We start from the raw sequence: 13,650 nt of genomic DNA on the forward strand, positions 1-13,650 counted from the left end.
CGATTCTTCCGGCAGCTCCGCTAATCTCCGCACATGTCGAACACTCTTACCCATGGGGCCTTTCGTACGGAGCGCCTATGGGCCGGGGCCGGTGTGTCGTCCCTCATCCTGTTCCTCTCCTTCGTGGTGGCCTGGGTGGACACCATCGAGTTCGACGAGCGGTGCAGCCAGGGAATGGTGGAGGGCCCCGGGCGGCTGGGCGACATCCGGCACCAGGCGTTTCCCCCGGCCATCATCTGCGAGTACGGCGGGGGAGAGGTCTCCGCGGGCGGCACCGGGGTGCTGGGCGCGGTGATCTGGTGCGCCTTCGCGGGGCTCGTGCTCTGCGTGCTGCTGGCACTGCTGGCCGAATGCGTCGAACTGCCCGCCGGAACCGGTATGCAGATCTCCCGCAGGGAGCGGCTGCGCCGCACGGGTACGGCCTTCTTCGTCACCGGCTCCGTCTTCGCCCTGGTGTACGGCCTGGCGGCCTGGCCGCTGCTCACCGGCCCGTCCTCGGCCTGTTCGGCGGGCGGGGAGTGGGGCGAATATCCGCCGAAGACGCTGGAGTACGCCCTGTTCCCGCCGCAGGCGACGTGCATGACCCACAGCGGGAGCACCTCGCGGCTGAACGCGGGCTGGGTCGAGAACCTGACGGTGATGCTGGCCGTCCCCGCGCTGATCTCCGCAGCCGGGCTGGCGCTCGCCTGGCGGCGCGGGCGGCGTGAGACACACGCCGCCCGCGCCACGAGCGAGGCGTCAGCGGGATGACCGGAGGTGGCGGCCCGGCACTTCATCGCGGGCCCGGTCGCGGGCCCGGCCGCCCATCTGGTCCCAGAACCGCCGCAGGTCGGGCACCGATGTGCCGCGCTGCCATGCCGCCCGGCGGCGGAACCGCAAATACAGCCAGGAGCGGAGCTGAACGAAGTTGAGCAGCGCTCGCTGATTGATGCAGAACAGTTCGTTCAGTTCCATGCGGCACTCCGGGCCCTTGGGGGGATACGGACACAGCTTGAACAGGCAGCCATCGGCGCACGTCGAGCCCGGCGGGGAGTGCGGCGACTCGCCGACAGGTGTACGCATCGGGTCCAAGGGCTCGCGGCTTTCGGTCATACACGGTGGCAGGAGGGGCGGATCCGCCCGGTCCACCCGCGCGAGACGGCGTTGCAGATCCTCCTCCCGGTCGCCTCGCTCCTCGGCGAGGACGGCCAGTACGAGGACGTCGGCCAGCAACTGCTGCGCTGCCGGATCGAGCGTGCTCCATCCCGTGGAAGGGGGGATCCACAGGTTGTGCGCGCGGGGCTCGGTCAGCGAGGAGGTCTCCGAGCCGATCTGGGATGCCACATCGGCCTCGTCGATCCACAGGAATCGGTCCGGATGACGGGTCTCCAGAGCCTGCCGGGCCATCCTGGCCGCCGCTCGCACCAACGGGTGCTCGTGGCGCATCCGGGTCCTTCCGCCGTCGCCATCGTGGTGCTGGAGCCAGTGGCGCACCTGCGCACCAGGGTCGGAACCGTGGCCGTGCAGCGGCTGCCGCTGCCCGACGTTGTCAGGCAGGGCCCACAGCGTGAGCGCGTGAAGCAGCGTCAGCCGGGTGAACCAGAAATGCGTCTCCTTGAGCATCTCCCAGGCCTCCTCGTTGAGGAAGTCCCGTGCGTCGTCCGCCGGCGAGGAAGGGGTGCGGTGGTTGGCGGCTTGTTTGAAGCCCTGGGCAAGGGCCACCTCCGGACCGCGGTCGAGGCGTTTCTCCTTCACCGCCTGCATCCACTGGCAGAGCGCTGAGTACGGCGTGTCCTCGTGGTGGCTGAGCGAGCAGGATTGCACCAGCATGGGGCTGAGCCAGGCCCGCATGATCTCCTCGCGGTGCTGCTTCTCCTCCGTCTCCCGTTCCTTGTCCTCGCAGCGACGCTCCTCCCGTCGCCCTTTGCGGATCCGGTTGGCGCGTTGCTTGCGGCGCAGGCGCTCGGTCCTGGTGGTGCCGTCGTCGGACGATTGCTTCTCGGTGTCGCCATGAGGTCCGGGCCGGTCATCGGACTCGGAGGTGTGCCGTGGACAGGAGCCCCCTGGCGCGGGTGGTGTGAGCTCTCCTTTCACCGCGTCGAACGCGGTGTCACCGCCCTCGCCGATCTCCCGTGCGATGGTGAAGCGCACGGAGTGGGAACGTTCATCGCCGGCCAATTGGAACAGCAGGTCGTACGCGGTCGGGGGGGTTTCCGTCGGATCGGTGACACGCCCGGCCCATAGCCGAGCCGTCGCCCCGATGCGTTTGACCAGGCTTGCTTTGGCGTAGTCGAGTTTGCGCTCGTTGTACTCCTGGACTTTCGTCCACTGATTGCGGATTTGCTTGACGATGGGCCTGTGCCGGGGGCAGTCGTCGAAGCTGTCGACGTCCAGCGCGGCGGAATACATTTCCAGGGCCTTGATCCGCAGATCCTGCTCTTCGCTCTCCGCCTTGGTCCCTTGCGCCAGCGCCCTCTCGGCTTCGGCGATGAGCAGATTCCTGGCGTGGCGTATAGTGCACCGCTCCGGGGTATCCTCGCATGTGCACATGGATTCGAGTGAGCGTGGAAAGAGCACGAGGGCCGTGCTGATTTCCCGGCCGGGGCGTCGCAGCGCTTCCCTGAAGTATTCCGATCCCTCGGGCCCCATCTCGGCGCTCTGTTCGAGCAAGGGGCGCATGTAAAGGGAGGCAAGGTAGGCCTGCATCACACTGTGCCGGAACCGGACGCCCTTTCCCCGGTCGTCCACCAGACCCAGGCGGCTTCCCCAGCTTCCAGCGGTACGCACGTCGATCCGGGCTATCTTGCCGTTCTCGTCCTTTATGCGGCCGGTCAGATGCTGCCTGATGCGCGAGAGGGCTTCGGCGTCCATGACGTCGCCGTTCCCTTCGGGGTGTTCGGCGAGGGAGGCGTAAGCGGCCTCGGCGGAACTCTGTGACAGTGCGGTGCAGGCCAGGGCGGACAGATGCTCCACCGTCATCCGGCGTCCCAGATGCGATATGGGTTGTTCGGGAGAGAGCGCGCCGTCGACGAGCGCGTCGATCCAGGCTTCCAGCAGGTCGTACCGCAAGGCCCATTCATCCTGATCGCGCGTGTCCGACGGATCGTCGCCGCCGGCCACGATCGGGGCCAGCCGGCCCAGCGTTTCCAGTTCCCTGGCGATTTCGAGGTAGAGGGGGGAGCCGGCGACATTGGCCGCCTCCACGACCCAGTCCAGCCGCTGCTTGTCGGAACGCCACTGGCTGGCGGAGGAAACGTAGGACAAGGCGGCCTCTTCGCTGAGCGGTTCCAGGGTGGTGAGGGCGGCCTGCACCGCTTCCAGGGAGTCGTTCGGGCGGGATGTGATGACCAGGGGCAGCTTTTCCTCACAGGCGCCGGCGATCGCCTGGCGGATGAGGTTTTCGCGGGCGGCGTGCTCTCTCAGGGCCTCCTCGAGACCGTCGGCGAGTACGACGACCCTGTCCTGCTGATAGCGCAGCCGCTGCCAGATCTTCTCGCCCTCAGCCGGAGAATGTGTCTTGTCCGAGACCTCTTCGAGGAAGCGCTGCTGGGCCAGCTCGGAGAAGTTCAGCTTGTTTCTGACGTCCGCCGTTTCCTCGACCTCCTGGACGTCCCGCAACTGGATGACGACGGGAATGGCGCCTTTACGCGCCAGCCGCTCGGTGAGCCGTACGAGCAGTGCCGTCTTGCCGACGCCTATGGTGCCGACGATCACATGGGGGCGTCGACGGTCCCGGTCGCGCAGATCGGTCATCAGGGCATCGCACAGCGGGTCACGCCCCACGACCCGGCCGATGATGCTGCCGGGCTTGACCAGCTTGCTCGGATGGCGTTTGGCCTTGCGAAGGTAATGCCGGCGGACTCGTCCGAGGCGCCAGAACACGAACCACGCCACGACGATCACGGCGGTCGACGATGTTCCGATGGCCTGCACCGCCTGGTTCTCCTGAGGGAAGGCGCTTCTCCACGGCGCGCCGGACCACACGCTGTGGACCACCCAGAGCAGGTAGAAGAGGACGAGGGCGCCGACGAGCACCGGCCACGGCCAGGTGCGTGGCCGCGACCAGCGGCGTGGTTTCCGGACACCCCGGTCCAGGAGCCAGCGACTACGGTGCGTGCGCCACGCCGCCACCAGGGGCCAGCTCGCTCGGGAATGGAAGCGGCGCAGCCGGCCCGCCGGGGCGGGACCGGGCGGTACGGCCGATCCGATCTCCCACATCCGGTCAGTGGCGGTCTTCATCAGATCTCCCTTCGCCATGGGGCAGGCGAGGGAGTCAGGGCCGTGTACTCGCGAGCCCCGTATGAGCCATGGGCATGGGGCTGCCACCGCGCCGAGGAGGCGGACGATGTGGTTCGCCCCTCCTCTTCACCGTAGGCAGGGCACGCCGCTGTTGCCACTGGGCGGCGGCGCGCCCCGCCTCGGGGGTCAGCGGGATGACCGGACGTGGTCCAGGGGGAGGTGGGCGGTGGCGGACTTCCCGTCGACCGGGGCGTTGAACTCGCGGATCCGGCGGAGTTCGGTGTCGGTCAGCGCCCGGGCGTAGACGCGTACCTCGTCCAGGGCGCCCGTCATCCGGGAGCGGCCGTCGACCGCCTCGCCGAGGTGGAGGGCGAAGGGGGAGGAGCGGCTGATGGTGCCGGGCGCGTCGGGCGCGGAGGCCGGGTCGGCGCCGTCCACCGTGAGGGTGAGGTGGCCGTCGGTGCGGGTGAGGGCCAGGTGGTGCCATGCGCCGTCGTTGTGGGCGGTGGTGGTGGCGACCGAGGCCGAGGTGTAGGTGGCCGGGCCGTTGACGGTGGTCATCAGGGCGCGGACGCGGTTCGAGGACGGTTCGCCGCGCACCCAGACCTGGGCCTGTTTGCCGCCGATGCCGCCCATCCAGAGGAACGGGTGCTGCCCGGAGGCGGCGGAGTAGCGGAACCACAGGCTGATGGTGAAGTCACGGGTGCCGAGCGGCAGCGACGAGCGGTACGGGAGGCGTACGGCGTCGTCCGTACCGTCGAAGGCGAGCGCCCGGCCGAAGCGGCCTTCGGTTCCGGTGGCGCCGCCGAGGACGGTCGCGGGGCGGGCCCGGGGTGCGCGGTCGTCCGTGACCGGGGACGGGGCGGCGCGCGGGCCCAGCCAGTCCTCGGTGAAGCGGGCGAAGCGGATCTCGTCGCGGGCGTCCACCGCGCCGCCCTCGTACATCAGCCCGACCGTGCCGGGCGCGATGAGGGCCATGTCGGAGTAGCCGGACCAGTCGGTGGTGACCACCTTGCCGCGGTCGGTGCCCTCCCAGCTGCGGGCCTCGTTCCAGGAGGAGCGGATCATCATGGTGCGGCGCCGGTCGGGGTCGGCGGGCGCCGAGAACAGCAGCCGTCCGGGGCCGTCGCGGCCCGGGGCGCGCAGCCGGAGGACCGAGCCCTGCACCATCGGCGTGGACAGGTCGGGGATGGTGCGGAAGGGCGCGGCGAAGCTCTCGCCGCCGTCGCGGCTGATGGCGTAGTCGCGGTGGCCGAGGTCGGTGCCGTCCTGTTCGCGCCCGTTGACATAGACCGAGCCGTCGGCCCGCTCCACCAGCGTCATCTCCGACGGCTTCTGACGGAACGTCCCGTCCTGCGCTATCGGGTACGAGTCCACCGCGCCGATCTTCCAGCGCCTGCCGCCGTCGTCGCTGTAGGCGAGCGCCGCGTGGTTGGCGGTGATGCGGGTGCCGTCGTGGCTCTCGGTGTTGACGGTGAAGAGCAGCCGCCCCTTGTGCCGCCCGTGCTGCAGCTGGATGCCGTGCACCGGGCCGGTGGCGTACCAGGAGTTCCAGGTCGGCGGCAGCAGGGTGGGGCTCAGATCGCGCGGGGCGGACCAGGTGGCGCCGTCGTCGTCGCTGTACTGCAGGTGCGGGGTGCGGTCACACGGCACGTCGCAGCTCTGGGAGTCGTCGCGGCCGGTGTTGTACGTGCTGGCCAGCAGGATGCGGCCGGTGCGCGTATCCACGACGGGCGCCGGGTTGCCGTGGGTGTCACCGCCGCCCTCGTTGATCACCTGTAACGGGCCCCAGGTGCGGCCCCCGTCGGTGGAGCGCTTGAGCACCAGGTCGATGTCCCCGGCGTCGCCGCAGTTGTCCTTGCGCCCCTCGGCGAAGGCGAGCAGGGTGCCGTCCCCGGACGTGACGATCGCGGGGATCCGGAAGCAGAAGTAGCCCGCGTCCTGGCCGGATTTGAAGAGGATCTGCTGGTCGAAGTCCGAGGAGGAGCCGGAGGTGCCGGAAAGGGTACGGGCCGCGGACACGGTGTCGTCCGTGTCCGCGGCCCATGCCGGAAGCGGGGTCAGCGCCAGCGCCGCGGCGGCGAGGAGCACCGAGGCGCGGCGCCGCCAACGTCTGGTCCGGGGGCGATTGCGGGGATCCGACGCCATGGTCACGACCTGCCCTTCAGAGCCATCTGGACATCAGAAGCATCCGGACATCAAGACATCACGACATCCCATGTCTGATGGAGACCGTCGCAGAAGTGTCCCGCTTTGCCCCCGGCCGGGACAAGGACCGTGCGTCACGGGTTCGTGATCGTGCGTCAGGGAATGAGGACGACCTTTCCCTGGTTGGTGCGGGACTCGATGATGTCGTGGGCCTTCGGGGCCTGGTCGAGCGGTAGTTCGGCGTGTACGGCGGGGCGCAGACGGCCTTCGGCGAAGAGCCGCCACAGCTCGCCGCGGTGCCGGGCGTACAACTCGAACCGGGTGCGGGAGAAGTGAGCCATGGTCAGGCCGGTGATGGTCTTCGCGCCGGACAGCAGGGCGTGCGCGGGGACGGTGCCGCCGCCGGAGTTGAAGAAGATGAGCCGGCCGGCGGGGGCCAGGGCCGCGAGGGCGCGGGGGAGAAGGCCGCCGCCGACGCCGTCGAGCACCGCGTCGACCGGCTCGCCCCAGGACTCGTCCCCGTACGTCACCACCTCGTCCGCGCCGAGGCCACGCAGGAACGCGGCCTTCGCCGGGGAACCGGCGGCCGCGACGACACGGCGCACCCCCTGAATATGGGCCAGTTGGACCGCCAGATGGCCGACGCCACTCGCGGCGCCCGTGATCAGCACGGATTCGGCGGGGGACGGTGCGGCGGCCGCGAGGGCGGCGAGGGCGACATGGCCGCCGCGCACGAGGGCGACCGCCTCCACGGCCGTCGCGCCGTCCGGGATGGGCGAGGCGGTGACGACGGGGGCGGTGGTGAGGTCGGCGTAGGAGTCGGAGAACGAGATCGCGGTGACCCGGTCGCCGATGGCGAAGCCGGTCACGCCGTCGCCGAGGGCGGCCACCCGGCCCGCGACCTCGCCGCCGAAGGTCCCGGGGAGCGGGGTGCCGGTGTCCCGGACGCGGCGGACGCCGGGCAGGGTCACGCCGATCGCCTCGGTACGGAGCAGCAGCTCACCGGCGGCGGGCGTGGGCGGGTCGGCCTCTTCCAGGCGGAGGACGTCCGGGCCGCCGTGGGCATGGAAACGGACGCGGCGCATGGGGCCTCCCGGGGTGCGGCTGAATTCATTGGGTAGCCCAACGGTAGCGGAGATCGTTGGGGTTGCCAACGTTGGATGTCCCAACGATGTGCCGGGTACGCTGAGGCCATGCCCGAGACCCCGTTCGCCCCCGCTCGCATCCGCTCCCTGCCCAGCTGGCTCCTCGGCCGCGCCGCCGCCCGCGGGCACCGTCTCGTGTCGGAGGCGCTGGCCCGGGAGGGGATGCGGATGATGCATCACGCGGTGCTGTCCGCCGTCGCGGAGCTGGGGCCCGTATCGCAGGCCGAGTTGGGGCGCAGCCTCGGGATCGATCCCAAGGACATGGTGGGGATCGTCGGCGACCTGGAGGGCGAAGGGCTCGTCACCCGCAGCCCCGATCCGCGCGACCGCCGGAAGAACGCGATCGCCATGTCGGAGGAGGGCGAGCGGCGGCTGGCGCGTACGCGGCGGCTGGGCGACGAGGCCAACGACGAGCTGACGGCGGGGCTGAGTGCGGCGGAGCGCGAGCAACTGGTGGCGCTGCTGCGGCGGGTGGCCGAGCCGGACGAGCCGTGCCGGGGGGAGTAGCCGGACACCCGCGCCGCCCGCGCCGTCAGGGCTTCCGCCAGGGTTTCCGTCCGCACATCACGTCGTCGAGCAGCGACTGAACGGCCCGCTCGCCCGCCAGGAGCCGGTTGGCGTCGTACGTCACCGCCGTGATCGGCCGGCCTGGTGCGTCGGTTCATACCCCCCGGCCTGCCGGGGCGAGGGGGCCGCGACCACATGGTGGCGACCCCCTGCCCGGGTGGAGCCGGCTATCGGGCCGGGGTGGTGTCAGCGCTACCTCGGCCGGGCCGTCAGGCCCCGCCGACCGCCGTCGGCAGGGCGAGCCGGTGCTCGCCCGCGTACACGTTCATCGACGTGCCGCGCAGGAAGCCGACCAGCGTGAGCCCCGCCTCGTTCGCCAGGTCCACGGCCAGCGAGGACGGCGCCGAGACCGCGGCCAGCACCGGGATCCCCGCCATGACCGCCTTCTGCGCCAGCTCGAACGAGGCCCGGCCGGACACCAGCAGCACGGCCCCGGACAGCGGCAGCGACCCCTGCTGGACGGCCCGCCCGACCAGCTTGTCCACCGCGTTGTGGCGCCCCACGTCCTCCCGTATGTCCAGCAGCTCGCCCTCCGGCGTGAACAGCGCCGCCGCGTGCAGCCCGCCGGTGCGGTCGAAGACCCGCTGGGCGGCGCGCAGCCGCTCGGGCAGGCCGGTCAGGGTCTCCGGGGTGATACGGACCGGGGCGTACTGATCGGCCGGCTCGTCCAGCCGCCAGCGCGCCGTCGTGCGGACGGCGTCCAGGCTGGCCTTGCCGCACAGACCGCACGACGAGGTCGTGTAGACGTTGCGCTCGAGGGTGATGTCGGGGACGGGCACGCCCGGCGCGAGCTTCACGTCCACCACGTTGTAGGTGTTGGAGCCGTCCTCGGTGGCGCCCGCGCAGTAGACGATGTTCGCCAGTTCGTCCGCGCTGCCGAGCACGCCCTCGCTCACCAGGAATCCGGCGGCCAGCGCGAAGTCGTCACCCGGTGTGCGCATGGTGATCGCCAGTGGCCGGCCGTTCAGCCGGATCTCCAGCGGCTCCTCGGCCACCAGAGTGTCCGGGCGGCTGCCGACCACCCCGTCGCGGACGCGGATGACGCGGCGTCGCTCAGTGACCCGTCCCATGTCGATCAGTCCCGGTTCTGTGCGTGGTTTCCGTACGTGCTGGGACGTCTCATTGTCCCGCACGCGGTCCTGAAGACCGTAGCCCACGGTGTGCGTAAACTGTAGACAATAACCAATCCGGGAATCCGGCCGACACCGATCCACAGGGGGCGCCATGCTGTCCAAGGGACTGCCGCAGGGTGCGGTGCCGAGGCTGGAGCGGCCCGGGCCGCTGCGCGAGCGCGTCTACGAGGCCCTGCTCGAGCTCATCACCACCCGTGCCCTCCGCCCCGGCCAGCACCTCGTCGAGAGCGAACTGGCGGGCCAGCTCGGCGTTTCGCGGCAGCCGGTGCGCGAGGCGCTGCAGCGGCTCAACACCGAGGGATGGGTCGATCTGCGCCCGGCGCAGGGCGCGTTCGTCCACGAGCCCACGGAGGAGGAGGCCGATCAGCTCCTCACCGTCCGCACCCTGCTGGAGGCCGAGGCCGCGCGGCTGGCCGCCGTGGGCGCGGGGCCGGAGGGTGTCGCGGCGCTGGAGGAGGTGTGCGCCACGGGTGAACGGGCGGTCCTGGCCGACGACGTGGACGGCGCCGTGGCCGCGAACGCCGAATTCCACGCCACGGTGATGGCGCTCGCCGGGAACGCGGTGCTGGCGGACCTGGCCGCCCAGGTGCACCGCCGGGTCCGCTGGTACTACACCCCGGTGGCCCGGCAGCGCGGCAAGCAGTCCTGGATCGAGCACCGTGAGCTGATCGCCGCCATCGCCGCGCGCGACGAGCGGCGCGCCACGGAGATCATGCGCGCGCACACCGAGCACACGCGCCGCAGCTACCACGAGCGCCCGAGGGACTGACCACGCCCTTCGCGTGGCGCCCGGGCTTCAGCCGCGGGTGCCGTCCATGCGGTCGACCGCGTCCTTGGCCTCCTTGAGATCGGCGTCCGTGATCTCGCGGTACGCCTTGATGGCCTGGATCTTCTTGTTCTCGCGCAGCAACGCGGTCACCCGCTCCATGCCCGGCTCCTCCTGACGCACACCCAGGTGCTCGAGGATCAGGTCCGCCTTGCGCTCCAGCCGGGCGGCCCGGCGTTCCATCCGCTTGAGACGGGCTTCCAGGCCGCCGTAGATCACGATGACGGCCACGAGGGTGGCGAAGCTCGCTATTTCCATGATCGGCATGTTAGCGGGTGGCGCCGACGGTGACTGACGGAAAATCGCCCCTGGCTGCCCGTAAGTTTGTCCTTCCACAGGAGAAAGTCCGCATGGATTGCGGCGCAAGTTCTTCCCACCCCCGACAACCGCTGCTACGTTCCCCGTGAAAGCCCGACCATGTGCATGCCGATGACGGCGGGAGGGGCGGCGTGAGGCGCATGACGGCACGACCCGCGAACGCGCATCAGGCCCGGCTGCTCCGCCTGTTGCGCGACGGCGGCCCCAACTCCCGGGCCCAGCTGGGCGATCAGATCGACCTGTCGCGTTCCAAGCTCGCCGTCGAGATCGACCGGCTGCTGGAGACGGGACTGGTGATCGCCGACGGGCTCGCCGCCTCACGGGGCGGGCGCCGCTCGCACAACATACGGCTCGCGCCCGCCCTGCGGCTGCTCGGCGTCGACATCGGCGCCACGTCCGTCGACGTGGCGGTGACCAACGCCGAACTGGAGATTCTCGGCCACCTCACCCAGCCCATGGACGTCCGCGAGGGCCCGGTCGCGGTGTTCGAACAGGTCCTGGCCATGGCCGCCAAGCTCCGCGCCTCCGGCGTCGCGGAGGGGTTCGACGGCGCGGGCATCGGAGTGCCGGGCCCGGTCCGGTACCCCGAGGGCGTGCCCGTCGCGCCACCGATCATGCCGGGCTGGGACGGCTTCCCCGTACGGGAGGCACTCAGCCAGGAACTGGGCTGCCCCGTCATGGTCGACAACGACGTGAACCTCATGGCCATGGGGGAGCAGCACGCCGGAGTCGCCCGCTCCGTCAAGGACTTCCTCTGCGTCAAGATCGGCACCGGTATCGGCTGCGGCATCGTGGTCGCCGGTGATGTCTACCGCGGTACGACCGGCAGCGCGGGCGACATCGGCCACATCCAGGCCGAGCCCGACGGCCGCCCCTGCGCCTGCGGCAACCACGGCTGCCTGGAGGCCTACTTCGGCGGCGCGGCCCTCGCCCGCGACGCCGAGGCCGCCGCCCTCGACGGCCGCTCCGCCGAACTCGCCGCGCGGCTGGAGGCCGCGGGGCACCTCGCCGCCACGGACGTCGCGGCGGCGGCCTCGGCCGGTGACGCCGCCGCCCTCGAACTCATCCGCGAGGGCGGCATGCGCACCGGTCAGGTCATCGCCGGTCTCGTCAGCTTCTTCAACCCGGGCCTGGTGGTGATCGGCGGCGGCGTCACCGGCCTCGGCCATACGCTCCTCGCCGCCATCCGCACCCAGGTCTACCGCCAGTCCCTTCCGCTCGCCACCGGCAACCTCCCCATCGTGCTGGGTGAACTGGGCCCCGCCGCGGGGGTCACCGGCGCGGCCCGACTGATCAGCGACCACCTCTTCTCCCCGGCCTGACCCACCCCTACGGCCCGCCGTCGCCGACGTGGTCCGTACCGAGGCACAGCGCGCAGCACGTGTGAACCCACGGACGTGTCTCTCCCCGACCCCGCCCCTCCCCACCCCGGGGCTCCGCCCCCGGCCCCCCATACCCGGATGCCCGGGCCGGGCGCCCCGGGCATCCGGTGGCGCGGGCCCGCGCTCTCGGCGGGCCGGGCCGCCCGGAGTCTTCCGGGGGCACCTGCCGCAGGTGGGCGCCGTGGCTCCGGCGCTGGCAGCTCCTCCGGCGATTGAGGAGCGGGGGCCGGAGCCGGGGCCGGCTCCCGGGCCGGGGTGGGGGAGAGCACCGTACGCAGCACCAGCCGCAGCCCGCCACAGCGACCCGCCCGAGGAGGCTCGCCATGGCACCACCCGATCCGCATCAGCCAGCCCCGTCACCGCCCCCGCCCCCGCTGCTCACCATGTCCGGCATCACCAAGTCCTTTCCCGGCGTACGGGCCCTCGACGGCGTCGACCTCGACGTCCAGGCGGGCGAGGTGCACTGCCTGCTGGGGCAGAACGGCGCGGGCAAGTCCACGCTGATCAAGGTGCTGGCCGGGGCCCATCAGCCGGACGGCGGGGAGATCGTCTGGCAGGGCAACCCGGTCGTCCTGAAGTCACCGGTCGCCGCCATGCGCCTCGGCATCGCCACCATCTACCAGGAACTCGACCTGGTGGAAGGCCTGTCCGTGGCCGAGAACATCTTCCTCGGCCATGAGCCCGCCACCGCCGGCTTCGTACGGTCCCGGGCCGCCCGGGCGACCGCCGCCGAGCTGCTGGCCCGCCTCGGCCACCCGGAGATCGACCCGAGACGGCTGGTGGGCGAACTCTCCGCCGCCGCACAGCAGATCGTGTCGATGGCCCGCGCCCTCTCCCACGACGTGCGGCTGATCGTCATGGACGAGCCGTCCGCCGCGCTCGACCCCGACGAGGTGGACAACCTCTTCCGTATCGTCGGCGACCTCACGACCGGCGGCGTGGCGGTCGTGTACATCTCGCACCGGCTGGAGGAGATCCGCCGCATCGGCGACCGCGTGACCGTGCTGAAGGACGGCCGCGCCGCCGCCCGCGGGCTGCCCGCCCGTACGACGCCCACCCGCGACATCGTCGCGCTGATGACGGGCCGGGACGTCGAGTACGCGTTCCCGCGCCGAGCCACACCGGCCCCCGGGGCGGAGGAGAAACCCCTCCTGCGGCTCGAAGGGCTGGCCAGGGCGGGGGAGTTCGAGCCCGTCGACCTCGACCTGGCGCCCGGCGAGATCGTGGGGCTCGCCGGACTCGTCGGCTCCGGCCGGTCCGAGATCCTGGAGACCGTCTACGGCGCCCGCCGCCCCACCGCGGGCCGCGTCCTGGTCGACGGCCGCCCGCTGCGCCCCGGCAGCGTGACCGCCGCCGTGCGCGCCGGGCTCGGGCTGGCGCCCGAGGAGCGCAAGGCGCAGGCGCTGCTGATGCTGGAGTCCGTCACCCGTAACGTCTCCGTCTCCTCCCTCGCCCGCTTCTCGCGGGCCGGATGGCTGGACCGCGGCGCGGAGCGGGACGCGGCCCGCCGGAGCGTGCGCGATCTGTCGCTGCACCCGGACGACCCGGAGCGGCCGGTGCGCACGCTGTCCGGCGGCAATCAGCAGAAGGCGGTGCTCGCGCGCTGGCTGCTGCGCGGCTGCCGGGTGCTGCTGCTGGACGAGCCCACCCGCGGGGTGGATGTCGGCGCCCGCGCCGAGCTGTACGCGGTGATACGCCGCCTCGCCGACGACGGCATGGCGGTGCTGCTGGTCTCCAGCGAACTGCCCGAAGTCCTCGGCCTCGCCGACCGGGTGCTGGTGCTCCGCGAGGGGCGTGTGGTGCATACGGCGCCCGCGGGCGAACTGGACGAGCACCGCGTCCTCGATCTCGTGATGGAAGGGAGTCCGTCGTGCTGAACTCAACGGGAGACACGGGCGCCGACGCCGTCCCCG

At 71.6% G+C, this 13,650-nt stretch carries 10 protein-coding genes; 5 read left to right on the forward strand and 5 right to left on the reverse strand.

The features are described from left to right. Window positions 1–33: 33 nt before the first annotated feature. Window positions 34–750, forward strand: coding sequence for a hypothetical protein (locus ACFZCY_RS20075; RefSeq protein ID WP_391174625.1), 717 nt, complete (start codon window positions 34–36; stop codon window positions 748–750). Here the strand turns inward: ACFZCY_RS20075 and ACFZCY_RS20080 are convergent. The 3 genes from ACFZCY_RS20080 to ACFZCY_RS20090 form a co-directional block, all read right to left on the reverse strand. Further along, window positions 739–4,218: an NACHT domain-containing protein gene (locus tag ACFZCY_RS20080; RefSeq protein WP_391174628.1), complete on the reverse strand. Its 3,480-nt coding sequence runs from the start codon at window positions 4,216–4,218 to the stop codon at window positions 739–741. The two genes, ACFZCY_RS20075 and ACFZCY_RS20080, sit on opposite strands and share 12 nt — an antisense overlap. 186 nt (window positions 4,219–4,404) lie before the next feature. After that, window positions 4,405–6,366 carry an exo-alpha-sialidase gene (locus ACFZCY_RS20085; RefSeq protein WP_391174631.1) on the reverse strand — a complete coding sequence of 654 codons (1,962 nt, stop codon included), beginning with the start codon at window positions 6,364–6,366 and terminating at the stop codon, window positions 4,405–4,407. A 155-nt stretch (window positions 6,367–6,521) separates the two neighbouring features. Continuing rightward, window positions 6,522–7,451, reverse strand: coding sequence for a zinc-binding dehydrogenase (locus tag ACFZCY_RS20090; RefSeq protein ID WP_391174634.1), 930 nt, complete (start codon window positions 7,449–7,451; stop codon window positions 6,522–6,524). Window positions 7,452–7,559: 108 nt separating this feature from the next. Here ACFZCY_RS20090 and ACFZCY_RS20095 point away from each other — a divergent pair, with 108 nt between their 5' ends. Continuing rightward, complete coding sequence (locus tag ACFZCY_RS20095) at window positions 7,560–8,018, forward strand: MarR family transcriptional regulator (RefSeq protein WP_391174636.1); 459 nt, start codon at window positions 7,560–7,562, stop codon at window positions 8,016–8,018. A gap of 269 nt (window positions 8,019–8,287) precedes the next feature. Here ACFZCY_RS20095 and fdhD read toward each other — a convergent pair whose 3' ends face one another. After that, window positions 8,288–9,148: a formate dehydrogenase accessory sulfurtransferase FdhD gene (gene fdhD, locus ACFZCY_RS20100; RefSeq protein WP_391174639.1), complete on the reverse strand. Its 861-nt coding sequence runs from the start codon at window positions 9,146–9,148 to the stop codon at window positions 8,288–8,290. 154 nt (window positions 9,149–9,302) lie between these two features. Here fdhD and ACFZCY_RS20105 point away from each other — a divergent pair, with 154 nt between their 5' ends. Beyond that, the gene (locus ACFZCY_RS20105; protein WP_391174643.1) at window positions 9,303–9,980 is read left to right on the forward strand and encodes an FCD domain-containing protein; all 678 of its coding nucleotides are present in this window, start codon (window positions 9,303–9,305) and stop codon (window positions 9,978–9,980) included. A 27-nt stretch (window positions 9,981–10,007) separates the two neighbouring features. Here the strand turns inward: ACFZCY_RS20105 and ACFZCY_RS20110 are convergent, their stop codons facing one another. Then, window positions 10,008–10,295: a ribosomal protein L7/L12 gene (locus ACFZCY_RS20110; RefSeq protein ID WP_391174646.1), complete on the reverse strand. Its 288-nt coding sequence runs from the start codon at window positions 10,293–10,295 to the stop codon at window positions 10,008–10,010. Window positions 10,296–10,495: 200 nt separating this feature from the next. On the opposite strand from ACFZCY_RS20110, the gene ACFZCY_RS20115 reads away from it, so the two are divergent. Beyond that, entirely contained in the window at window positions 10,496–11,677 is a 1,182-nt protein-coding gene (locus tag ACFZCY_RS20115) for an ROK family protein (RefSeq protein ID WP_391174649.1), read from the forward strand. 383 nt (window positions 11,678–12,060) lie between these two features. Beyond that, window positions 12,061–13,614: an ATP-binding cassette domain-containing protein gene (locus tag ACFZCY_RS20120; RefSeq protein WP_391174652.1), complete on the forward strand. Its 1,554-nt coding sequence runs from the start codon at window positions 12,061–12,063 to the stop codon at window positions 13,612–13,614. Window positions 13,615–13,650 lie beyond the last annotated feature (36 nt).

The sequence above is a fragment of the Streptomyces sp. NPDC007983 genome, assembly GCF_042958345.1.
Classification (GTDB): Bacteria; Actinomycetota; Actinomycetes; order Streptomycetales; family Streptomycetaceae; genus Streptomyces.